The sequence below is a fragment of the Tepidanaerobacter syntrophicus genome (genome assembly GCF_001485475.2).
GTDB lineage: Bacteria > Bacillota > Thermosediminibacteria > Thermosediminibacterales > Tepidanaerobacteraceae > Tepidanaerobacter > Tepidanaerobacter syntrophicus.
In genome coordinates this window covers 188,087-211,559 of record NZ_DF977002.1, presented here as the reverse complement: position 1 = coordinate 211,559, position 23,473 = coordinate 188,087, and the positions used below count along the sequence as shown (strand labels likewise).

Genomic DNA, 23,473 nt, shown 5'->3' with positions numbered 1-23,473 from the left:
AGCTTAATAGAATAATAACACAAACAGCATAACAAGACAACAAAAGGCCGGACTTTATTTAGAGTCCGGCCTTAAACATTTAATAAAAAATTTTTATTGCATTTGTAAATTGTTTTTGATAATATAAATTGTAATTTTTTGCAAAGGGGGAATGGCGTTCTTAACATTAAAAGCGTTAAGGCGCCTTTTTCTTATTTACATCCTAAAAATTTAATAAACGGGAGAGCGCATATTTATGCCAAAGTATTCAAAAGAAGATGTAATGCGAATGGCCAAAGATGAAAATGTCATGTTTATAAGGCTGCAATTTACCGACATATTCGGTGTGCTGAAAAATGTAGCTATAACAGTAAAAGAACTGGAAAAAGCTCTAAATAATGAAATCATGTTTGACGGGTCTTCTATTGAGGGATTTGTGCGCATTGAGGAATCAGATATGTATTTAAGACCTGACCCATCAAGTTTTGTAATATTTCCATGGGGGCAGAACAACGGCAAGGAAGCTCGCCTCATATGCGACACTTACAATCCTGACGGCACGCCGTTTATCGGATGCCCTCGGAATGTGTTAAAGAAAGCGCTGGCAGAAGCTGCTCAAATGGGCTATGAAATGTCGGTGGGACCCGAATGCGAATTTTTCTTGTTTTTAACGGATGCAGAAGGAAAGCCTACACTTAACACTCATGATAAAGCCGGTTATTTTGATTTAGCTCCGGTAGATTTAGGTGAAGATGCACGCCGGGATATGTGCCTTACGCTGCAGCAAATGGGTTTTGAAATTGAGGCATCCCATCATGAAGGCGCTCCCGGGCAGCATGAAATTGATTTTAAATATGATGATGCCCTTATGACGGCTGATAAGATAATGACATTTAAAATGGTGGTCCGCACAGTTGCCAAACGCCATGGTTTACATGCAACCTTTATGCCCAAACCTATATACGGTATAAGCGGCTCGGGGATGCATACAAACCAGTCGCTCTCTAAAAACGGTAAAAATATATTTGATGACCCCAGCGGTGTGCTAGGCTTGAGCCAAGAAGCTTATTATTATATGGGCGGCCTTATGAAACATGCAAAAGGAATAACGGCTATTACAAATCCGACAGTAAATTCCTACAAAAGACTTGTAACAGGCTACGAAGCTCCTCTTTATATAGCTTGGTCTCCTAAAAATCGCAGCCCGTTAATACGTGTTCCGGCAAAACGCGGATCTGCAACAAGACTTGAGCTGCGCAATCCGGATCCTACAGCCAATCCTTATCTTGCACTGGCAGTAATGCTAAAGGCCGGTCTTGACGGAATAAGAAATAAAATTCAACCACCTCCACCTGTTGATAAAAACATATTTGACATGAACCAGGATGTAAGAGCAGAGTATGCCATAGAAAGCCTGCCCCAGAATTTAGAAGATGCTATTTGCGAGATGGAAAAGGATCCTCTGATTCGCGAAGCCTTAGGTGAACATATTTATACTAAATATGTAGAAGCCAAAAAATTAGAGTGGGACGAATACAAGACAAAGGTATCTTTGTGGGAGATAGAAAGATATATAAGCGAGTTTTAACATATTTAGGAAGCGGCACTTTTGTTGAATCAGAAGCTAAATAGTGATAAAATGCCAGTGAGGTGTTGCAAATGAAAGTTAAACCGGAAGAAGTAGATTATATAGCTTCATTATCAAGACTAATACTTTCGCAAGAAGAAAAAGAAATATACGCAAATCATTTAAGCCAAATACTAGAACATGCCGAACGCTTAAAAGAACTAGATACAGATAACGTAAAACCTACAGCACATGTTTTACCCATGACTAATGTTTTTCGAGAAGACGAAGTCAAACCCTCCCTTGATAGAGGTGTATTGCTCAGCAACGCACCGGAAGTGGAAAGCGGCTGCTTTAAAGTGCCTAAAATTGTGGAATAAGGGGTGTAATTAGGTGGAATTATATAGACTTACTGCTTGCCAGGCTTATGATATGCTAAAAAAACGTGAAATAAGCTGCCGTGAGCTTACCCAATCGGTCATAAAACGTATCGAAGATGTGGAAAAAGACATTGATGCATATCTTTACCTTGATACTGAGCAAGCTCTCAAACAAGCTGACGAGGTGGATAGATTAATTGCATCAGGAAAAGAACTTGAACCCTTAGGCGGTCTACCGATAGGGATAAAAGACAATATGTGTACAAAAGGCATGACGACTACGTGCGCATCCAGAATGTTGGCAAATTTTGTTCCGCCTTATGACGCTACTGTAGTTAAAAAGCTCAAAGATAGACATGATATAATTCTTGGGAAACTGAACATGGACGAATTTGCCATGGGATCCTCCACGGAAACCTCTGCGTTTAAAAAAACAAAAAACCCTTGGGATATTTCCAGAGTGCCGGGAGGTTCTAGCGGCGGGTCGGCTGCAGCTGTTGCAGCGGATGAGGCATTTTTTACGTTAGGTTCTGATACGGGAGGTTCCATCAGACAGCCCGCCTCTCTGTGCGGAGTTGTAGGCATGAAACCTACTTATGGAGCAATATCCCGTTATGGCCTTATAGCTTTTGCATCCTCTTTGGATCAGATAGGACCCTTTACAAAAGATGTGACAGACTGCGCCATGGTACTAAATGCCATAGCAGGTCACGATGCAAACGACTCTACATCTGCTGTAAGGGAATGTCCGGATTATAAGTCTGCTTTAATAGACGACGTAAAAGGTCTCAAAATAGGTGTCCCGAGGGAATACTTTGGCCAAGGCATAAATGAAGAAGTGAAAAAAGCTGTAATAGACGCAATTGAATTGCTTAAAACCTTGGGAGCAGATTATGAAGAAACTTCGCTCAAATATACGGATTATGCCCTGTCGGCTTACTATCTAATAGCTTCGGCTGAGGCAAGCTCTAATCTTGGACGATATGATGGGGTAAAATACGGCTACAGAGCGGCAAACTATGAAGATATGATAGATATGTATAAAAAGACACGCAGCGAAGGATTCGGCAGTGAGGTTAAGCGCCGGATAATGTTAGGGACTTATGCACTAAGCTCCGGGTATTACGATGCCTATTATCTGAAAGCACTCAAAGTGCGCACACTTATAACAGAAGATTTCAAGAAGGCCTTTGAAAAATATGATGTATTAATAGTTCCTACATCTCCTACGACGGCATTTAAAATCGGAGAACGCATAGATAACCCCATGGAGATGTACTTATCAGATGTTTGCACAGTACCTGTTAATATAGCAGGCCTGCCGGCCTTGTCAATGCCCTGCGGATTCGACAGCCGCGGCTTACCGATAGGGCTGCAAATTATAGGAAAGGCATTTGACGAAGAGACTATACTGCGTGTTGCTTATACCTTTGAAAAGAATACAGAATTTCACAATAAGAAACCTGACGAAAGGTGATAAAAGGAAATGGATATAAAGACTCTTATAGGTTTAGAAGTCCATGCCGAACTGGCTACAAAAAGCAAGATGTTTTGCAGCTGCAGCACCCAATTTGGAGCAGAGCCTAATACCCAATGCTGTCCTATATGCACAGGAATGCCGGGCGTGCTGCCGGTGCCCAATAAAAAGGCTATAGAATATGCTGTAAGAGCCGGATTAGCATTAAACTGCACTATTTCGGAATTTAGCAAAATGGACAGAAAAAATTACTATTATCCGGATCTTCCCAAGGCGTATCAAATATCTCAATATGATTTGCCTTTGTGTGTAGGTGGGTATATAGATATAGAAACCGACAACGGTCCTAAACGGATAAACATCAGGCGGGTTCACATAGAAGAAGATGCAGGAAAGCTACTGCATGAAGGGTGGGGCGATAGCTCACTGGTAGACTACAACAGATCAGGGGTTCCGCTGATAGAAATAGTAACTGAGCCTGATATGAATTCGGCGGCGGAGGCAGGGGCTTTTCTTGATAAGTTAAAAGCGATACTTCAGTATATAGAGGTATCCGACTGCAAAATGGAAGAAGGGTCTTTACGCTGCGATGTAAATGTAAATGCCGTATCAAGTGATGGATCAAGAGCCACGGCAATTACCGAGATGAAAAATCTTAATTCATTTAAAGCAGCTATTAAAGCTATGGAATACGAAGAAAAGCGCCATCATGATGCCATTGTGCATGAGACGGCTACGGTCCATGAAACTCGCCGCTGGGATGAAGCAAATGGTGAAACAGTGCCAATGAGGAGCAAAGAAGAAGCCCATGATTACAGATATTTTCCTGAACCGGATCTTGTTCCGATAGTATTGAGCAGAGAATATGTAGAAGAAATAAGAAAAAGTCTTCCTGAGCTGCCTGACGAAAAATATCGCCGCTTTATAGCCCAATATGGCCTGCCTGAATATGATGCAATGGTTCTAACATCCTCAAAGGATTTAGCGAATTACTTCGAAGAATGCGCAGCAATTTACAAAGACGCAAAAGCCGTAAGCAATTGGCTGATGGGGGATGTCCTAAGGGTATTAAATGAAAAAAGCTTATCTCCTTCGGATATACCGTTTCCCCCTGCATATTTAGCACAGCTCTTAGAATACATCGATGAAGGAACTATAAGCACTACCATAGCAAAGAAAGTATTTGATGAAATGTTTGCAACCGGCAAAGCGCCCGGCACAATAATTGAAGAACAAGGCTTAGTGCAGATAAGCGATGAGGATGCCCTTTTAAAGGTAGTAAAGCAGGTTCTTGAAGAGAATGAGCAATCGATAGCAGATTACAAAGCCGGCAAAAAGAAAGCAATGGGATATCTTGTAGGTCAAGCTATGAAACTTACAAAAGGAAAAGCCAACCCTCAGCTTTTAAATAAACTACTAGAAGAAGAGTTGAACAAATAAGTACACAGAGGGACGGTTCTTTTGTGCTATTTTGTGTTGCCTTTTATGCTGTTTTAGTTTACAATTTACATCAGGGGCGAGAATATGCCAAGAGCAGCGAGAGATAAAAGCAGTACCGGGATTTATCACGTGATGTTAAGAGGCGTTAACCACCAAATCATATTTGAGGATGACGAAGATTATCAAAAGTTTCTGCGGACACTGAAGCACACCAAGGAAAAAAGCGGCTACATAATTTATGCCTACTGTCTTATGAGTAATCATATTCATTTATTGATAAAGGAAGCAGAAGAAGACTTGGGGATAGTGTTTAGAAGAATCGGAGCTAGTTATGTATATTGGTATAACCGGAAATATGGCCGCCGGGGTCATTTGTTCCAGGATCGATATAAAAGTGAAGCGGTGGAGACGGACAGTTATTTTCTAACAGTGCTCCGCTACATTCATCAAAACCCATACAATGCCGGAATAGTGGAAAATATAGCTGATTACCCATGGAGCAGCTATCATGAGTATATTGAAGAGCCAAGACTTTGTGATACTGAATTTGGGCTCAGCCTCTTTTCTAGCGATAGGGTAAAGGCAATAAAATTATTTGAGGAATTTAACTTAGCGGAAAATCAGGACCGATGCCTGGACTATGATCAAGGTGTCAGATTAAATGATATGCAAGCTACCGATTTTATTAAAAGTATATGCGATGTCCAGAGCCCAAGCGAGATAGCGCTTTTTGAAAAGGGTAAGCGCAATAAAGTCATAAAACAGTGTAGGGAAAAAGGCTTATCCATCAGGCAAATTGAACGGCTGACCGGTATCAGTTTTGGAGTGATACGGGGCGTAGATAGTCGCTAAAGCAATAACTTGCGAATTATTAAAACAAGGCATTATTATTATAATCCAACCGACAGTGAAAAAGAAAGCCATTTTGTGGCTTTCTTTTTCGTTAAAAGCAGCTTCAAGATTCCTTGCTCCGCAAATTTTATATCACGGTACAACACCTAAGTCAGCAGAAAACATATTAAAGACCGGGCTAAAACCTTGTGGCAGGCAATATGTACATCTTTTCTCTGATATAAAGCAGGCCGGCGCAGGACAAAAGAGCCTGTAATCTTAGAATTGATGGCACCTATAATGCAGGATTAATTTTTATCAAAAAGAGAGCGGAATATGGCTTAACGATGCGATGCCGGCAAAATTTATTAAAGCTTAGCAGTGTTTTTGCCATTTCATTCGTCTAATATATGAAGCAGCTTCAAAAAAAGATGGAAGGGAGCGAGAATGGTGACTGGTAAAATAGATTTTTACCGATAGAAGGGAGTAGAAAATGATCGATGAAATAAGTTTTAAACGAGCCAAAAATAAAGATGCAGAAAGTTTCTATAAACTACTGGAACCCATAAAAGACCAGCTATACAGAACGGCTTTCATGTATATGAAAAATGAAGATGATGCCTTAGACTGTGTCCATGATTCTATCGTGAAAGCCATACAGTCTATTGATAGCTTAAGAGAACCCAGGTATTTTAATACATGGATTACCCGCATAACCATAAATACCTGCAAGGACAATCTGAGAAAGGCCCAAAATTCCATATCTCATGATACATCGGAATTTGAAAAAATACCGGCCCATAATGATGCGAGCATAGAAGATAATATAGATTTACACAAGGCGCTTGATAATTTAAAGGACGATGAAAAGGAATTGATTGCAATGCGGTATATGGAGGATATGAGTATAAGGGATATTGCAGAAACAGTTCATTCACCTCTGGGGACGGTAAGCAGTAAGATTTCAAGAACAATAAAGAAGCTAAGGACGTATATGGAGGGGGAATGTAAGTGAATTATAAGGATTTAGATAAAATCAAGGTATCATCCAGACTTGATGATACTATCAGATTTGCTATCGAGGAAGGATACAGCAAGAGAGCGAAAACAAAGAAAAGAGGACTAAAAAAACATATAGCAGCAGCGGCAGCAGCTTTAATAATTGGGACAACGGCTTTTGGCATGGCCTTTCCCACCCAAGCCAAGGAAATTCCCATCATCGGAAATGTATTTGCCTATTTAAGCGAATACGCCCATGGAAACTATGCAGAATACAAGGACTTTTCCAAGTCGTTGGATATGGCATGCGAAGATAAAGATGTCAAAATTACATTAAACGATGCCATATATGACGGGACAACAGTGATGGTGACATACACATTAGAAAGTGAAAAGGATTTAGGTGATGACATATATATTAGGGATGACCTTGATATCAAGGGGTATTTTGGAGGGATGACAGGAAGCAGCGGCATCTATAAGGTAAATGAAAATACCTATATCGGTTTTATGAGAATGACTATGGATAAGGTTTTCGATGAACTTGATGTCAGATTAAAATTCGATAATATAACTAATCACAAAGATTTAGACATAAAGGGCAAATGGGCTTTTAATTTTAACATTAAAAAGACGGATACAGACATCTTGGTGGCTAATAAAGGCGTAACAAAGGATGGAGCAACTGTAAAGATTGATAAAATAACCTTCACCCCTATGTCTACTATCATACATTACAGTCAGCAGGTTCCCGAAGAGGCGATAAAAGGATACTTTGGCGCATATACATCTCTAGTAGAAGTCAAAGATGATTTAGGCAATGTGTATTCCGGTGAAGGCAATGGCGGCAGCGGGACCAAAAATCTTATGAAATTCTCGTCTACCTATGGGAAAATAGATAAAGACGCTACTAAGCTCATTATAACTCCTAAGGTAGAATTTGAAGTATTAGGCGAAGACGGACATCGGATAATTGGCCCCTCAATTCTTAAAAGTGATGAAAAAGAAGTATTAGATTATTTAAAGCAGAAAGGGACATTGCCAAAAGAGGTATTCTTAGATGATATAGTTATAGATTTGAAATAGAATTAAGCAATATGGAAGAAATAATACCTGCTTTTTCTAAAGATTGATACTTATAAACTCGCCCTGGGGCGAGTTTTTTATCTGTGAGAATAGATAGGTTGCGTCATGTTCTGAGGACTCAATATGACTTTCGTTTCTTCCGGTGTCAAAATAGACTTTTCGAGGATTATTTCAGGCACACTTTTGCCGCTGATTATAACCTCTTTAGCAAGCTTTGACGCACCTTCATATCCTATATGAGGCACTAATGCCGTGATAATTCCTACACTTCTATTGACCATATCTTGGCATCTTTCACGATTTGCTGTTATCCCCATTATGCACTTTTCTCTAAAGACCTTTATAACATTCGTAAGTATCTCTATAGATTGTATTATATTAAAGACCATTACCGGCTCCATAACATTTAGTTCAAATTGGCCTGCTTGTGCCACAAGAGCAACAGTGTGGTCATTTCCCATGACTTGAAAAGCTACTTGGTTTACCACTTCTGCCATTACAGGGTTTACTTTACCGGGCATAATCGATGAACCGGGTTGAACCGGCGGTAGGTTGATTTCATGAAGGCCGGCTCTTGGGCCCGATGCCATCAATCTTAAATCATTAGCTATCTTTGATAGATTTAATCCTAGAATCTTCAAACTTCCTGAAAAAGCTGCAAGTGTATCTACATTTTGTGTTGCATCTACTAAATCTTCAGCACTATAGACTTGAAAGCCGGAAATCTTTCTCAGGTTTTCTATCGTGGATTCGATATATTCTATTTGAGCATTTAGACCGGTACCTACAGCAGTTGCTCCAATATTCACTTCTTTTAGAGCTTCGGAAGCTGCTTTGATTCTGAGCAAATCTCTGTTAATCACTCGGGCATATGCTCCAAATTCCTGCCCTAAACGAATAGGAACCGCATCTTGAAGATGGGTACGACCCATTTTTATAACATCATCAAACTCTTCGGATTTTTTTAGAAGTGCCTCATGCAAATGTTCTAATTCTGCCAAAAGGCTTTTCACTAATTTTAATATGGCAACTCGAACAGCAGTAGGGAAAACATCATTAGTAGATTGAGACATGTTTACGTGGGAGTTTGGTGAAATCAGCGTGTAGTCACCTTTTTTACCTCCGAGAATCTCTATTGCTCTGTTTGCAATTACTTCATTGACATTCATGTTCAGTGATGTTCCGGCGCCGCCTTGTATAACATCTACAACAAATTGGTCTAAGAATTGTCCTGACAAGATTTCATCGGTAGCTCGGATAATTGCATCAGCTCTTTTTTTATCTAATTTCCCCAATTGCATGTTGGCAAGTGCAGCTGCCTTTTTAACCATAACCATAGCAAGTATTAGTTCTTTATGAGGCCTGTAGCCTGTAATAGGGAAATTTTCCAATGCACGTTGAGTTTGTATGCCATAGTAGGCATCAATTGGCACCTTTTTTTCACCTAACAAATCATGCTCTATGCGATACTGTTCCATTTTTTAATCACCTTCCATGTTGATTTTTACAGTAATTTACATAAAACAGCAAGTATTTACACCTACACTGCTCTTTTTTTCCGCTTCAGCAACATCAACACAACGCTTGGCGAGTATCGAAAGAGGATCTATATACTCCTCGGAAAATCCTATTTTCTGTGCCAGCAAAGGCAATTCAGTGCATCCTAAAATTGGCAAGACAGTTTTGCCTCCACAATATTTATTAATAACAAAGGTAAATTCATTTAAAGATATATCAAAGTTTGAAGATTTTACATTATAAATCCAATCCATGATACGCTCTTTATCGTTATTGTCTGGTTCGATTATTCTTAAACCTACTGCATCAAATGTTTTCCTATAAATTCCCGAGAAATATGTGCCTTTAGTTGCTAAAAGTAAATAATCCTTACAATCTGGTTTCGTATCTTTTAAAAAGATTGCTGTTTCATGTATCATGTTAAGTATTTTTACTTTTGTATATTTAGTTAAATCATCGTAAAAATAATGGGCAGTATTGCAAGGAATTGCTATATAATCGGCTCCCATTGCTTCTAATTTTATAACTGAACGAATCATCTCAACCCTGGGATCTTCTCCGGAACCACAGATATAACTTGTTCGGTCAGGTATTTCTACATTATTGTCAATAATTACATGCAGATGTTCCTGATCGCTTTTTGCATCAGTGCAGCTAATTATTTTTTTAAAAAAATTACTAGTGGCTGCAGGACCCATGCCGCCTAATATTCCAAGTATCATAGCTACCACCTCGAATAGTAAAGTTTATGTTGAATGAATAGGCAACTTTTTCGATATTTAAATTTTAAGCCAAGACTGATTCTTGTTCTTTAACAGATTCTTGCAGCTCTCCTTCAGTAGATGCTATCACCACAGCGCAAGCCATATTGCCAGTTGTATTAACACAAGTTCTTGCCATATCTAATATCCTGTCAATTCCGCCAATGAGAGCAACGCCCTCTAAGGGAAGGCCAACTGATTGAAGAACCATTGTAAGCATGATAAGTCCTCCGCCGGGAACCCCAGCAGTGCCTATAGAAGCTAAAGTTGCTGTTAATACTACAGTCATCTGCTGTGCAAGATTAAGGTCTAAACCATAGACTTGAGCTACAAATAGTGCGCAGACTCCTTGGTATAAAGCTGTGCCATCCATATTGATCGTTGCTCCTAAAGGCAGCACAAAACTGCTAATGGATTTTGGAACACCTAAATTTTCCTCTGTGCATTTCATAGTAATAGGCAGTGTACCTGAGCTAGAGCTTGTAGTAAATGCGAGCATCATAGCAGGAGCTGCTCCTTTAAAAAACATGATAGGGTTCATCTTTGTAAAGAGATAAACTGCGCCGGAGTAAACTACAACAGCATGGACGATACAGCTGAGATAAACTGCAATAATCACCTTCAAGAGGGGAAGCAACGCCGATGCTCCGTGCTCTGCTACAACAGGAGCAATTAAACCAAAAACTCCTATAGGTCCAAATTCCATTATTATAGCAACTATCTTGTAACATACTTCTGCCATACTATCAAAAAAATCAAAGAATGGTTTAGCTTTATCGCCTACTAGCGTAATTGAAATTCCCAAAAATAGAGCGAAAATAATAATTTGGAGCATATTAGCCTCAGCCATAGCTTGAATAGGATTTGTTGGAACAATATTTAATAAGGTATCTAACATAGAAGGAATTTCCCCAGCTTCGGCTGTGGCATCTAAAGGAATACTTAAACCAAGACCCGGCTGTAAAATATTAGCAAAAAACAGCCCTAAAGTAACAGCTAAAGCAGTAGTAATTAAAAAATAAGCCAGGGTTTTGATACCTATTCTGCCTAGCTTTCCCACATCGCCGGTGCTCGCGCTACCTACTACTAATGAAGATAATACTAGAGGAACTATGACCATTTTAATAAGATTTAAAAACAAAACTCCTAATGGCTTAATGTAAGTTATTGCAACTTCTGGCGATGATTGAAAAATAAGACCTACCACTATACCTAATACCAATCCGATAAATATCTTTACAGGCAAACTGAGTTTTTTCATAATTACCCTCCCCTACATTTTGCTAAATATATTAAAAATATAATGCAAATTACATGCCAAATATCAAAGCACTAAGTATTGCGTATATCTTGTAATTAAAATTAAGAAACGGGAGATATTTTTTCCCGTTTCTTAATTAATTTGACCCATTTAGTTTTAATTAAAAAGAAAATAGATTTGGGCAGGTATTAGATTTTAATTAATGATATAACAGCATATCCTTTTTCGGTCAGTATAGTACCTTGCCTTCCTGTGTAAGATTTTACAAACCCCAGAGATTCCGCCTTATTAATCAAATTTCTTATCTGTCCTTCCGTAAGAGGAATATTTTCATTTTTGGCAAACTCTGCTAAGTAGCGCCTTCCCAAGCCGTCTGAGTTCTTTAATTTACTTAAAAGCCACAGCATATCCTTGCCCAATATGTCTAAAAGGAGGGTGTTTTTAGAGACATTGCTGCCTGATATGATGTATTCAGGAAGATCATTCTTGCTTAATTTTTTACCATTTTGCCAAATAACAGCTAAATACTCCATAGCATTTTCTAATTGCCGTATGTTTCCCGGCCAATCATATTCGTATAGTGCCTTAATAGCTTCATTATCTAAAATTTGTTCGATATTGATAATTTGACCATTGCTATAGTTTTTTATAAAATGGTTTGCTAAAACAAAAATATCCGACTTTCTTTCTCTCAGGCTCAATGTCCTAAGAGGCAAGATATTTAATCTGTAGTATAAATCTGATCTAAAATTGCCCTTATTAACTTCTTCTACCAAATTTTTATTTGTTGCAACTATAATCCTTACATCTACAGGGATTTCTTTGATGCTTCCAACCCTTCTTACTTGCCTTTCTTGAATTACTCTCAGTAATGTGCATTGAGATTCTAATGAAGCATCTCCGATTTCATCTAAGAAAATTGTTCCTCCATGCGCCTCTTCAAAAAGCCCCCGCTTTCCACCTCTTATAGCACCTGTAAAAGAGCCTTCTTCATAGCCGAAAAGCTCAGATTCAATTAGATTTATAGGTATAGATGAAAAATTAACAGGTACAAAAGGTCCATTTGCTCGCCTCGAGTCAGAATGAATTGCCTGGGCGAATAATTCCTTACCTGTGCCGCTTTCTCCCTCTATCAAAATTGTGGAATCTGTAGCCGCAAAAGTCCTAGCTTTCTCAATGAGTTTTTCCATCTCTTTACTTTCATAAATGATATCATCAAAGGTGTAATAACTCTTGACAGCCTTTCTTGTTGTCATTCGGCGAATTTTGTGCTCGTTTTTTTCAATTTCTTCGCTTTTTTCAAAAATATAAATGATTCCATCCTCACTGTTTTGGCCTTCTATGACTTTGGCAGTAACAAATAGTGTATTATTATGGATTGTGACAATTTCTGACTTATTATGGTTTCGCACAGTTATTTGGGGCAATATGTCATTAATATTTTTTCCAATGATATTCTCGCTGCTATATCCCAAAATATTATGTAATTCCTGATTGCTGACTAAGATAGTGCCATCGTTTTTAATGTATAGAATTGCCTTTGATAGACAATTAGCAATAGTATTAAGCCTGCTACTAACTATTTTTAGACCTTTTGCGTAATCGTTTATTTGATTTAGCAGTTCTATTATTTCATTTACATATTGAGAAGACAGCTTATCTGCTAGTTTGTCAATTAATCCGAGCCTTCTTGCTATATCTGCTAATGTTATGATATCTATTTGTCTTGTGCCTATATTAATTACCTTCTTGACTGCATATGGGACAAGATTTGGCTCTCCAACCGTTACGGCAATATTAAGCCTTGGATATGAATCTATACCGGGATAATAAGGGTGATATTTTATATAATTTATCCCTAGCGCCTCTAGCTGTTCTATGGTCTGATATGTTGTCTCGGCTCTGTCGTTTACAAGCAGAACCTCAGTTGCCTTAGGAAGGTCTAATAATTCTGAAATATATCTATGATTTATTACTCGCTGAGCTATAATATAATTTAATCCACGATCTACTAATGATTTAATTTTACCCTTTATAATGCGAGGAGAGGACAGCACAACAAGTGAGTTTGTAATATTAAAATCTAAATCGTCTTCTAGACAATATGGCTCTATTTTAATATATTTGCCAAAAACTTCCTCAAGCTGCACAGATAAATTAATCGAAGTTGTTCTGCCGGGACTCAGCATTATGAGTTTTTCCATAATATTTCACCTCTTGTTCATCTTGTTGTGAATAAAAGAAAAAGAGCGCTTTGCAAGGCTATTTTAACACAAATACGGGAACTTTCCCATCTTAAGACCTTCTTAAAATAACAGAGACTGATACTTCTAAACTTGCTCCGGCAGCAAGTTCTTTATCTGCTCTCCGACATTTTAATTATTATCGATAAAAGTTGCCAAGATTTGTCAGGAACCGTATATACGGTCTGAACATATGGTTATGTAAAAACGCCGTGCTAATTATCAGACGGCGTTTAACTAATGCCCGTTATTTTAATTAATATATATTCTCGCTATTTTTTGCCTATAAGACCTTCTTCTTCAAGAAACTTTCTTGCAACATCAGCAGGCTCTTGTTTATCCAGGTCTACTGCAGCATTAAGTTCAGCCATTTTCTTATCGTCGATGCGCCCGGCAAGCTTATTTAGTAAATCTTCTAGTTCAGGGTGTTTTTCTAACACTTCCCCTCTTACTATAGCTGTTGCGTCATAAGGAGGGAAAAACTTTTTATCGTCTTCAAGGGTCACCAAGCCGAAAGCAGCTATTCTGCCATCGGTTGCAAATCCGCTAATTACATCAACACTGCCTTGAACCAGGGCTTGGTACATCAGTGAAGGATCCATCCCCCGAACATCGCCAAATTTGAATCCATAGTGTTTGCTAAGCCCGGGATAGCCATCGTCTCTTTCGGTAAAGACGTAAGTGCACCCGAGGGTCAGTTTGTCTGCCACCTTAGCAAGGTCGGATATTGTTTTTAAATTATATTTTTCAGCGGTTTCTTTTGTAACTACCATTGCATAGGTATTATTGAAGCCATAAGGCTTCATCCATTTTATGTTAAACTGTTTGTCAAATTCTTCTTTGACGATTCTATAAACTTCGTCGGGATCGCTTATAGGATCTATACCAAGGTTAGTCAATGCAGTTCCGGTGTATTCCAAGTATAAATCTATATCACCGGATTTTATCGCATCGAAAATAACAGTTGCTGCTAAATTAGTCTTAACACTGGTGGTAAGATCGGTATTTTCTTCGATAAGGATCCTGAACATTTCTGCCATTATAAATTGCTCAGAGAAGTTTTTGCCTCCGATTTTTATATCAGGTTCTTTTGGACCGCCACAGCCGATTAAGCTTGTTGCCAAAAATACGCCAATAATTAACAATCCCATAGCAGACAACCATTTTCTCTTCATTTAATATACCTCCCTATGATGATTTTTTTGCCTTACGGATACTTCTCGGCGTTAGCCTATATTCAACATATCCAAGCAACTGATCCGCCAAAATCGCGAGAATTGCAGCAGGAATAGCTCCAGCCAGTATCATTTCATTTCGATATATTTGGATTCCGGTAAAAATTAATTCTCCAAGTCCTCCTGCGCCGATGTATGCTGCTATAGTAGTTGTGCCGATGTTTATTACAGTTGCAACCCTTATACCCGCCATGATTACAGGCAAAGATTGGGGCAATTCTACCATTCGCAGTATTTGAAAGTCCGTCATTCCCATGCCTCGTCCTGCTTCGATCATAAAAGGCGAGACTTCCTTTATACCCGTATAGGTGTTTTTTACTATGGGAAGCAGAGCATACAGAAACAAGACCAATATCGCAGTTTTCCTGCCGATGCCAAGAAAAGGTATCAGGAGGCCAAAAAAGGCTATACTGGGAATTGTTTGAAATATACTAGAGATGGCAAGTATTGGGCTTGCCAGGTATTTATAGCGGGTTATTGCTATGCCGATAGGGACACCAATTGCTATAGCAGCAAGTATTGCGGTTCCGGTAAGTGTGAGGTGTTGAAGCAGCAATTCAAATATACGATCGTAATTATTTATGAAAAATGTAATTAGCTTCATTTTTTGTCCTCTCCTTTCCCTCGATTAGCCGTTGCCCCCAAAACATTGACTAAACTGGATCGGGTGACAAGCCCTACAAGCCTATTGTCGCTGCTGACGACTGGCACATAACCCACTTGTTTTTGTGCCATTATTGAAAGCACCTGGCTTACGTTAGCATCTTCATTTACATAATAAACCTCTGTCTTTACTATTTCGGATATTTTTTCTACTTTGTCGAAGCTTTGAAGCACATCGTTTGCGGTAACAAGCCCTATAAACTTTTCAGATCGGTCTACGACCATAAGGCTATCAACTTTTTCTCTTCGCATTTTTTCCAATGCTTGAGTTAAAGTTCTTTCCGGAAGAATTGTTACAGGTTCTGTTATCATAATATCTTTAACTTTGATTAATTCAGGCCTTTTGAGCAATCGATCTCTCCCAATGAACTCCTCTACAAAACCATGAGCAGGATTTTTCAATAATTGCTCGGGAGTATCATATTGGAGTACCTTTCCGTCCTTCATAATAGCTATTTTATTTGCAAGCTTTAACGCCTCATCCATATCATGGGTAACAAAAACAATGGTTTTTCCAAGCTTATCCTGCATGTCCAAAAGTTCGTCTTGGAGGGTTGCTCTGGTAATAGGATCGAGCGCTCCGAAGGGCTCATCCATCAAGATTATATCCGGATCTGCCGCAAGGGCTCTGGCTACGCCTATTCGTTGCTGCTGACCGCCGCTTAGCTCATCAGGATAGCGGTTGTAGAATTTAGACGGGGGCATCCCCACCATTTCGAGCAGTTCTTCTATTCGCTCCTTGCGCTTGGCCTCAGGCCAATTTTTTAGATATGGCACAAGACCGACGTTTTGAGCAATGGTCATATGGGGGAAAAGCGCAATTTGCTGTATGACATAACCGATATTTCGCCTTAGCTCTACCGGATCTACTTTGCTTATGTCAGTTCCGTTAATGTAAATTACACCCTCGGTCGGTTCTATCAAACGGTTAATCATCCTTAAAGTCGTGGTCTTCCCGCAACCGCTGGGACCAATCAATACAGTGATTTCGCTGGAAGGCAGATCTATTGTCAAATTGTCTACAGCGATTTGCTCTCCAAATTTCTTAGTGACATTTTTAAAGCTTATCAAAAAAAGCCCTCCCTTCTTTTTTGCAGAAATTTAAGCAACTGATAAAATAAAAACAAAGCCATGGAGATCCATAGCTTTGTTTTATCAACAAGCTCAACAACTATCAACCTCCTCTTGGCACGCTTACGAGGTTAGCTGACGGGTTCAGGTCCAAGAGTAACCCTACTTCGTATAAGAAGATACACCCCAAGAAATTGGTTCCCCCGTTCCTTTATAAAAGGATTAAGCGATATATTCAGAATATGTTTTTCTTTATTATAACAAATATTATAAAATATTGTCAATGCATAGAAACTTTAGTACATCTTGACATACATCTTTGCCTAGATCGCTTAGTGCTTCCTTTAGCTCTTTTTCAAATTCAGGGTAGGTATAGCCCCCTCTAAAAGCTTAAATATTTTTTCTTCTACAAGCAGGAATTTATCCATTACAAGAGAATTTTCTCCATAAAGACCTCACCTTTCTGTGAGTTTCCACAGCACAGAGGGACTGACCCCTTGTGTTCCCAACAATTAGCACAGAGGGACTGACCCCTTGTGTTCTTTCTTACCAGCAATTAGCACAGAGGGACTGACCCCTTGCGCTATACTACGCCCGAATGAATTTTTCCTGCAAAAAACCTAGAAAACAGCACAGAGGGACTAAACAGCACAGAGGGACTGACCCCTTGTGTTCTTCTTACCAGCAATTAGCACAGAGGGACTGACCCCTTGTGTTCCTCCGGTTGTGTTCTTCTGGCCTCCCCTTGTGTTCTTTACAGGATTGACCTTGTATTTGTCAAATGATATAATGAAGGTGTTGATGTGGCAGGAAAAGCACCTGTATATGCACACAATTTGCCGCAACATATACCGTAAAAGTGCTTATAAAAATTACTTAGGGAGGTATGTGTAATGGCGTACACTGAACCTGTTGACAAGTTAGACAATCATACCCTTAATATTTCCAGAGCACTAACCAGTTTAAAAGAAGAAATTGAAGCAATAGATTGGTACAACCAAAGAGTCGATGCATCGGATGACGCAGAGCTAAAGGCTATAATGGCACATAATCGGGATGAGGAAATCGAACATGCAACTATGCTAATCGAATGGCTTAGAAGAAACATGGACAAATGGGATGGCGAGCTTAAAGACTATCTGTTTACAACAGCTCCCATTACAGAACTGGAAGGCCAAGCAGCCGATGATGGAGAAGCAAAGCCCGGATTAAATATTGGAAATTTAAAATAAGGGGAGGGTGTGCATTATGTTTAACAGAGAGCAAGCTCCTATAAGCGCAAAAGCGTGGGAAGAAATAGATGAAAGAGCAGAAAAGGTTTTAAAATCCTATCTTTCGGCAAGAAAAGTTGTGAAAGTAAATGGTCCTTACGGATTAAGCTTTAATGCGATATCAGAAGGAAGATTAACAGATGTTGAAGAGGCTGGAGCGCTTTGCTGTGGGGTTTACAAAGTACAGCCTTTAACAGAAGTAAAAGTTGAATTCGAAATGGACAGATGTGAATTAAACAATATTGACCGAGGAGCGCGCGACATCGATTTTGGACCTCTAGAGGAAGCGGCTAAAAATATTGCACTGTTTGAGGAAAATGCTGTATTTAACGGCTTGGAGAAAGCCTCGATTGTTGGCATAAAGAATTCCGTAAAGCACGATGCGATACCTTTTGGAAAAGACCAGACAGCAATAATGGAGGCAATATCAAAAGGTCTCATAACCCTCAGGAAATCATACCAGGAAGGCCCTTATGATCTTGTGGTAAGCGATAAGGTGTACACAAGAATCATGGCGGCTGATGGAGAGTATCCTCTTGATGAAAAAATAGAGGATCTGATCGGCGGAAAGATAGTATTCAATCACGTTATAGATGGAGCGTACTTACTGCCTCATGACCATGATGATTTGGAATTTACGATTGGTCAAGATTTTGCAATAGGATATAAATGCCATACTGCTGATAAAATCAAATTCTTTATAAAGGAATCCTTCACCTTTAGAGTCTTGGATCCAACCCTGATAGTTAAATTTAATCTTGATTAAATAATGTAGGCAGGAGAATAAAATCTCCTGCCTTTACTGTATCAAAGTTCCTAATCTATATCGAATAACTTGCCCGGATTTAGTATCATGTTTGGATCGAAGGCTTTCTTTATGCGCTTCATCAATTCAATTTCTGTATCCTTTAGCACAAGAGGCATGTATGGTTTTCTCTTGTGGCCTATGCCGTGTTCACCGCTTATGGTGCCTCCGAGATTTGCTACGATCTTATACATCTCCGGCAGCAATTTGTTTAAGGTGTCATACCATTTGTCAAGTGACCATTCAGGGTCTTTGACCGGTGTTACGTGCAGGTTTCCATCACCTGCGTGACCGTAGCATGGGATTGATACATTATATTTTGTTTGAAGCTCTGCCAGTCTATCCATGAATGTGGGTATTTCAGATATTGGAACAACAATGTCTTCAAGGCTTTGGTGGGGGCTCACCAGTTTCCATGCCTCGGCAACGTTTCGCCTTATCCTCCACACTCTTTCAATGGTTGTAGCATTGTCGGCTACATAGACTTCTATAGCTCCGTTTTGCATGCAAAGCTCTCCAATGGTTTCATACTGTGATTCGATTATATCCATGTTATCACCGTCCAGCTCAATAAGAAGCATGGCTTTTGCGCTCTGATAGGGGAGCTTTTCGTTTAAGTATTCACATGATGTCTTAAATGACAGTTCATCCATAAACTCTATGGAAGTAGGTATTATTTTGCCGTTTGTCATTATTATGGGGACTATGTCGATTGCTTCCTTGACACTGTTAAACAGCACCAAAAGATCTGCTGTGGCAACAGGCATCGGCTGAAGTTTTACTATTATCTTGGTAAATATGCCAAGAGTGCCTTCTGAGCCAACCATAAGATGTAGGAGGTTGTAGCCTGTAACATCTTTTACTCTCTTGCCGCCTAAAGTTATGATATCTCCTTCCGGAGTTACCATTTCCAGTCCCATGATATATCTTGCGGTAACACCATACTTTATGGCTTTGCCGCCGCCGGCATTTTCAGCTACGTTTCCGCCTACATAGCATGTTTCTACGCTCATGGGGTAACCTGCATAATAGAGACCATATTCTTTTACAACATTGTTTATTTCATTGGTAACAACACCGGGCTCGACGACAGCCATCAGGTTTTGGGTGTCAATTTCCAAAATTTTATTCATCTTTTCTACAGATAAAACTATGCCTCCGCAGATGGGAACAGCGCCGCCGGAAAGTCCACTGCCTGCTCCTCTTGGTGTTACAGGTATCTTATATTTGTTTGCAAGCTTTACTATCTTTGAAATCTGCTCAGCAGAAGTTGGTTTTAGTACTACATCAGGCATGTGTGCATAATGTTTTTCCGCTACTTCGTCGTGAGAGTATGCTTCCATTGCTTCTATATCATCATATATGACATTTCTTTCGCCCACTATCTGTTTTAGCTCATCTACAATCTGTGGAGTTATGCTATTATACTTCACTTTTTGCCACCTCCAGCTTTTCTATAAGTGCAGGCACTAATTCGGTTACATCTGCTACAATACCTAAATCAGATACTCTAAATATCTGGGCATCAGGATCTTTGTTGACAGCTATTATTGTGTCGGATGTCTGCATACCTGCCAGATGTTGTATCGCCCCGGATATACCGAGAGCTATATAAAGTTTTGGATTTACTGTCTTACCGCTTAAACCTACTTGGTGAGGATACCCTATCCATCCTCTGTCTACCACATCTCTAGAGCCTCCTACCGCACCGCCCAAAAGTTCTGCCAGCTTGTAGACTATCTTAAAGTTATCTGCTTTGCCTACGCCCCTGCCTCCGGATACGATAACATCAGCATCTTGTATAGTGCCGCCTTGCGTCTCATCTTTTATAAAGTCCAGTCTTGCTGTTGGAAGGTCCTCTTGAGTAAGCTGAATCTTTATATTTATTATCTCGCCCTGCCTTTGCCCATCCATAATAGGCGCAGGTCTGGTAGAGTGAGGTCTTACTGTCGACATTTGAGGCCGTGTAGCTGTCTTTATGGTTGCCATAATATTGCCGCCTATGGCAGGTCTTGTCTGGAGTAAATTTCCTTCTTCATCGATATCAAGGCCGGTGCAATCAGCAGTAAGTCCTGTTCTTAACCTTACAGCGGTGTAAGGCATAAGTGTGCGTCCTTGAGTGGTAGCAGGCGCGATGATGATTTCAGGTGTGTATTCTTTTACAAGCTGGATGAGCACTTTTGAATAAGGTTCCACTAAAAAATCTTTAAGCTTAGGGTCATCTACATAGTACAGCTTATCCGCTCCTCTTTGAATCAGCTCCTGTTTATCCTCATCAGGTATATCATGGCCGATTAAGACAGCCGATACTATCGAGTTATCCAACTTTTCCTTTAAATCTAGAGCCCTTGTGAGCAGTTCGTGGGCAACTTCATTTACCCGTCCGCCTCTTGCCTCGGCATATATCCATATTTCCTTCAAATCTATTCCCTCCCTTATATTACTGCCTTCTCTTTGAGAAGTTCTAGTATTTCATCTAAAGCCTGATTAAGGCTATTTTCGTCTTTTACTTCTATAACCTTACCCTCTCGTGTTACCTTAGGACTAAATGTCTTGACTACCCTTGTAGGAGAGCCTTTAAGCCCCAAGCTTTCCGGGTTAGCTTCGATATCCTTTGCTGTCCACTGCTTTATTTCCAGCTTTTTAGCTTTAAGTTTCCCTGTAAGTGTAGGAAGCCGCGGATCTGCTATTTCTTTGACTACAGTTACCAAAGCAGGCATCGGCAGATTTAAGACTTCATAACCGCCTTCTATAAGTCTGTTGGCTATTATATGGCCATCTTCTACCTCTACTTTGCTGGTAAATGTTGAAAGAGGCAGACCTAAAAGAGAAGCAATACCGGGCCCTACTTGAGCGGTGTCGCCGTCTGTTGCTCTTTCGCCGCATAAAATCAAATCAAAAGGTTTTAATTTTTCTATTGCCTTAGAAATCGTGTAAGAGGTTGCAAAGGTATCTGAGCCTGCAAAAAATCTGTCTGTAAGCAGCACTCCATCGTCACAGCCCATTGCAATAGCTTCTTTCAAAGCTTCCTCGGCTTTTTTAGGTCCCATGGAAACTACAATAATCTCGCCGCCGTATTTTTCCTTTAACCTTATACCTGTTTCTATTGAATAAAGGTCTAAAGGATTTATTATGCTTTCCACACCCTCCCGAACCATTGTGCCGGTTTCGGGATCCATTTTAACATTGCTGGTTTCAGGAACCTGCTTGATTGGTATGATTATTCTCATAAGGTTTCTCCTCCCAAATTAATTATTTATTTAAACTTTCTTTTGCTATAAGCTGACTATGAAAACTTCTGCACCCAGTAAAAGTGCATATATCAGGCAGTATAAAAGAGTAGAATTGAGTATCTGCCCTTCGTGCTTTTCAAGACCCGTAGCTGAAGCTGCTATGGCTATGCTCTGAGGGGATATCATCTTACCGGCTGAAGCTCCGGTGGCATTAGCTGCCGCAATCCAAACAGGGTCTTTGCCTATCTGCAGCGCAACCTGTTTTTGCAGCGCTCCAAAGAGTATATTAGATGAGGTGTCGCTTCCGGTTACAAATGTACCAAGCGCTCCTATCATTGGCGCAACGAAGGGATATATGGGTCCTGCGGCGTTTGCCAGGGCTATTGCTACACTGGAAATCATACCGCTGTATCCCATTATTTTAGCCATGGATACTATCGAAAGTACTGTGCCGATAGTAGGCAAAAGCTGTTTAATCGTGCGCAGGAATATGGAAAATAGCTGCTCAAGGCTTGCTTTTTGTACCAAACCTCCTATGATAGCTGATATTAACATCAGAGTGCCCGGTGTTGTAAGCCACTGGAAAGTAGCGGGTTTGCCGCCGGGTCCAAAGTAAAGCTGTAGGCTGGATGCGAAGGGTGCCTTTCCTAAAAATTTTAGTGATGGCACAAGGTTTATGCTCATAATCAGTATAAAAAGGATAATATAAGGCATCCATGCAGCGGCAAGGCCTATTTCTTTATCTGAGTTAATTGCGATATTTGCTTTATTTGTTGCCTGGCTTTCACCGGGGAAAAGCCATATATTTTTAAGTGGAAATATTCTGACATATATTATTGTACCTACCAAGGATGCAAGTGAGCCAATGATGGCTGCTACTTCAGGTCCGATATATACTGCAGTGATGGTTTGGAAAAGGGCAAAAAGTACGCCGCTTACTAAGCATGCGCCTAATACATCCTTTAAACTTTTAAAAGATTTTGTAAGCAAGAGGACAAGCACGAAGGGAAGGATGATAATGAAAATAATAAGTTGGTATGCAATGCTTGCCGTAACAGCTAAAAGGTCCAGTTCTGCTACCTGGGCAAGAGTTATAACCGGTATGCCTACACCGCCGAAAGCTACCGGCACTGTGTTTGCGACAAGGCAAATTATTGCTGCAAAAATCGGATTAAAGCCTATACCCGCCAAAAGACTTGCAGGTATTGCAACTGCCGTGCCGAAACCTGCGGCAGCTTCGAGAAAACCTCCAAAGGAGAAAGCAAGTATCAGTGCTTGGATTCTTCTGTCGGGAGATATTTTAGCCAGGGTTGATTTAATAGTGTCCATACCGCCAGTTGCCACAGTAACATTGTATGTATACATAGCTGCGATGATAACCCATAGTATTGGCCAAAAACCGGTAAGAACTCCTTCAACTACAGACTGCAGCACAAAGACACCCGGCATTTTCCATGCGGTAAGTGCGATGATTGCAGTTAGGACAAGTGAAGTAAAACACACCTTGTAAGAAGGGAGTTTTAACCAGCCAAGGCCCAACAGTAAAAATAAAAGGGGAAGAAAAGCTACTAGGCTTGAAATAAAAAGGCTTGCAAAAGGAGACGTTACAGGCTCCCACATTTTTTAAAACCTCCTGTCAAAATATTTTAGCCT

Annotated in this window: 21 protein-coding genes and 1 riboswitch; of the genes, 10 read left to right on the top strand and 11 right to left on the bottom strand. The window is 39.9% G+C overall.

Annotation, left to right across the window (positions count from 1 at the left end; translation table 11 throughout):
- Positions 1-235: 235 nt before the first annotated feature.
- From glnA to TSYNT_RS08495, 8 genes are all read left to right on the top strand, one after another.
- Positions 236-1,567, top strand: a complete 1,332-nt coding sequence (gene glnA, locus TSYNT_RS08530; RefSeq protein WP_059033091.1) for a type I glutamate--ammonia ligase — start codon at positions 236-238, stop codon at positions 1,565-1,567.
- A 71-nt stretch (positions 1,568-1,638) separates the two neighbouring features.
- The gene (gene gatC, locus TSYNT_RS08525; protein WP_059033089.1) at positions 1,639-1,926 is read left to right on the top strand and encodes an Asp-tRNA(Asn)/Glu-tRNA(Gln) amidotransferase subunit GatC; all 288 of its coding nucleotides are present in this window, start codon (positions 1,639-1,641) and stop codon (positions 1,924-1,926) included.
- A 13-nt stretch (positions 1,927-1,939) separates the two neighbouring features.
- Entirely contained in the window at positions 1,940-3,403 is a 1,464-nt protein-coding gene (gene gatA / locus TSYNT_RS08520; protein WP_083497720.1) for an Asp-tRNA(Asn)/Glu-tRNA(Gln) amidotransferase subunit GatA, read from the top strand.
- A 9-nt stretch (positions 3,404-3,412) separates the two neighbouring features.
- Entirely contained in the window at positions 3,413-4,843 is a 1,431-nt protein-coding gene (gatB, locus tag TSYNT_RS08515; protein ID WP_059033087.1) for an Asp-tRNA(Asn)/Glu-tRNA(Gln) amidotransferase subunit GatB, read from the top strand.
- A gap of 84 nt (positions 4,844-4,927) precedes the next feature.
- The gene (locus tag TSYNT_RS08510) at positions 4,928-5,695 is read left to right on the top strand and encodes a transposase (protein WP_059033085.1); all 768 of its coding nucleotides are present in this window, start codon (positions 4,928-4,930) and stop codon (positions 5,693-5,695) included.
- Positions 5,696-5,750: 55 nt separating this feature from the next.
- Positions 5,751-5,951: an RNA 2'-phosphotransferase gene (locus TSYNT_RS12120; protein WP_420340975.1), complete on the top strand. Its 201-nt coding sequence runs from the start codon at positions 5,751-5,753 to the stop codon at positions 5,949-5,951.
- A gap of 216 nt (positions 5,952-6,167) precedes the next feature.
- The gene (locus tag TSYNT_RS08500; protein ID WP_059033082.1) at positions 6,168-6,689 is read left to right on the top strand and encodes a sigma-70 family RNA polymerase sigma factor; all 522 of its coding nucleotides are present in this window, start codon (positions 6,168-6,170) and stop codon (positions 6,687-6,689) included.
- Positions 6,686-7,759, top strand: a complete 1,074-nt coding sequence (locus TSYNT_RS08495; RefSeq protein WP_059033080.1) for a DUF4179 domain-containing protein — start codon at positions 6,686-6,688, stop codon at positions 7,757-7,759. The genes TSYNT_RS08500 and TSYNT_RS08495 overlap by 4 nt, the downstream gene beginning before the upstream one ends.
- Positions 7,760-7,836: 77 nt before the next feature.
- Here TSYNT_RS08495 and aspA read toward each other — a convergent pair whose 3' ends face one another.
- From aspA to TSYNT_RS08460, 7 genes are all read right to left on the bottom strand, one after another.
- A complete protein-coding gene (aspA, locus tag TSYNT_RS08490) occupies positions 7,837-9,237 on the bottom strand; it encodes an aspartate ammonia-lyase (protein WP_059033078.1) in 1,401 nt (466 codons plus the stop codon).
- Positions 9,238-9,273: 36 nt separating this feature from the next.
- A complete protein-coding gene (cuyB, locus tag TSYNT_RS08485) occupies positions 9,274-9,999 on the bottom strand; it encodes a cysteate racemase (protein WP_059033076.1) in 726 nt (241 codons plus the stop codon).
- A 64-nt stretch (positions 10,000-10,063) separates the two neighbouring features.
- A complete protein-coding gene (locus TSYNT_RS08480) occupies positions 10,064-11,299 on the bottom strand; it encodes a dicarboxylate/amino acid:cation symporter (protein WP_059033075.1) in 1,236 nt (411 codons plus the stop codon).
- Between the two features lie 188 nt (positions 11,300-11,487).
- Positions 11,488-13,503, bottom strand: coding sequence for a sigma-54 interaction domain-containing protein (locus TSYNT_RS08475; RefSeq protein ID WP_059033073.1), 2,016 nt, complete (start codon positions 13,501-13,503; stop codon positions 11,488-11,490).
- 311 nt (positions 13,504-13,814) lie between these two features.
- The gene (locus TSYNT_RS08470) at positions 13,815-14,717 is read right to left on the bottom strand and encodes an ABC transporter substrate-binding protein (protein ID WP_059033071.1); all 903 of its coding nucleotides are present in this window, start codon (positions 14,715-14,717) and stop codon (positions 13,815-13,817) included.
- A 13-nt stretch (positions 14,718-14,730) separates the two neighbouring features.
- Entirely contained in the window at positions 14,731-15,381 is a 651-nt protein-coding gene (locus TSYNT_RS08465; RefSeq protein WP_059033069.1) for an ABC transporter permease, read from the bottom strand.
- Positions 15,378-16,511, bottom strand: a complete 1,134-nt coding sequence (locus TSYNT_RS08460) for an ABC transporter ATP-binding protein (protein ID WP_059033067.1) — start codon at positions 16,509-16,511, stop codon at positions 15,378-15,380. Before TSYNT_RS08460 ends, TSYNT_RS08465 begins: the two co-directional genes overlap by 4 nt.
- Before the next feature lie 106 nt (positions 16,512-16,617).
- A riboswitch (cyclic di-AMP (ydaO/yuaA leader) is annotated at positions 16,618-16,750 on the bottom strand.
- Positions 16,751-17,404: 654 nt separating this feature from the next.
- Between TSYNT_RS08460 and TSYNT_RS08455 the strand changes: the two genes are divergently transcribed.
- Both TSYNT_RS08455 and TSYNT_RS08450 read left to right on the top strand, forming a co-directional pair.
- A complete protein-coding gene (locus tag TSYNT_RS08455) occupies positions 17,405-17,743 on the top strand; it encodes an encapsulin-associated ferritin-like protein (RefSeq protein WP_059033065.1) in 339 nt (112 codons plus the stop codon).
- A 16-nt stretch (positions 17,744-17,759) separates the two neighbouring features.
- Entirely contained in the window at positions 17,760-18,548 is a 789-nt protein-coding gene (locus tag TSYNT_RS08450) for a family 1 encapsulin nanocompartment shell protein (RefSeq protein ID WP_059033063.1), read from the top strand.
- A gap of 50 nt (positions 18,549-18,598) precedes the next feature.
- Here the strand turns inward: TSYNT_RS08450 and TSYNT_RS08445 are convergent, their stop codons facing one another.
- Genes TSYNT_RS08445 through TSYNT_RS08430 form a run of 4 tightly spaced genes read right to left on the bottom strand, consistent with a single transcriptional unit; the run spans position 18,599 to position 23,440 of the window.
- On the bottom strand, positions 18,599-20,020 hold the full coding sequence (locus tag TSYNT_RS08445; protein WP_059033061.1) for an FAD-binding oxidoreductase: 1,422 nt from the start codon (positions 20,018-20,020) through the stop codon (positions 18,599-18,601).
- The gene (locus TSYNT_RS08440) at positions 20,010-21,008 is read right to left on the bottom strand and encodes an electron transfer flavoprotein subunit alpha/FixB family protein (protein ID WP_059033059.1); all 999 of its coding nucleotides are present in this window, start codon (positions 21,006-21,008) and stop codon (positions 20,010-20,012) included. Before TSYNT_RS08440 ends, TSYNT_RS08445 begins: the two co-directional genes overlap by 11 nt.
- A gap of 14 nt (positions 21,009-21,022) precedes the next feature.
- Positions 21,023-21,817 (bottom strand): electron transfer flavoprotein subunit beta/FixA family protein, encoded by a 795-nt coding sequence (locus tag TSYNT_RS08435; protein WP_059033057.1) that lies wholly within the window; start codon positions 21,815-21,817, stop codon positions 21,023-21,025.
- A 45-nt stretch (positions 21,818-21,862) separates the two neighbouring features.
- Complete coding sequence (locus tag TSYNT_RS08430; RefSeq protein WP_059033055.1) at positions 21,863-23,440, bottom strand: L-lactate permease; 1,578 nt, start codon at positions 23,438-23,440, stop codon at positions 21,863-21,865.
- Positions 23,441-23,473: the final 33 nt, after the last annotated feature.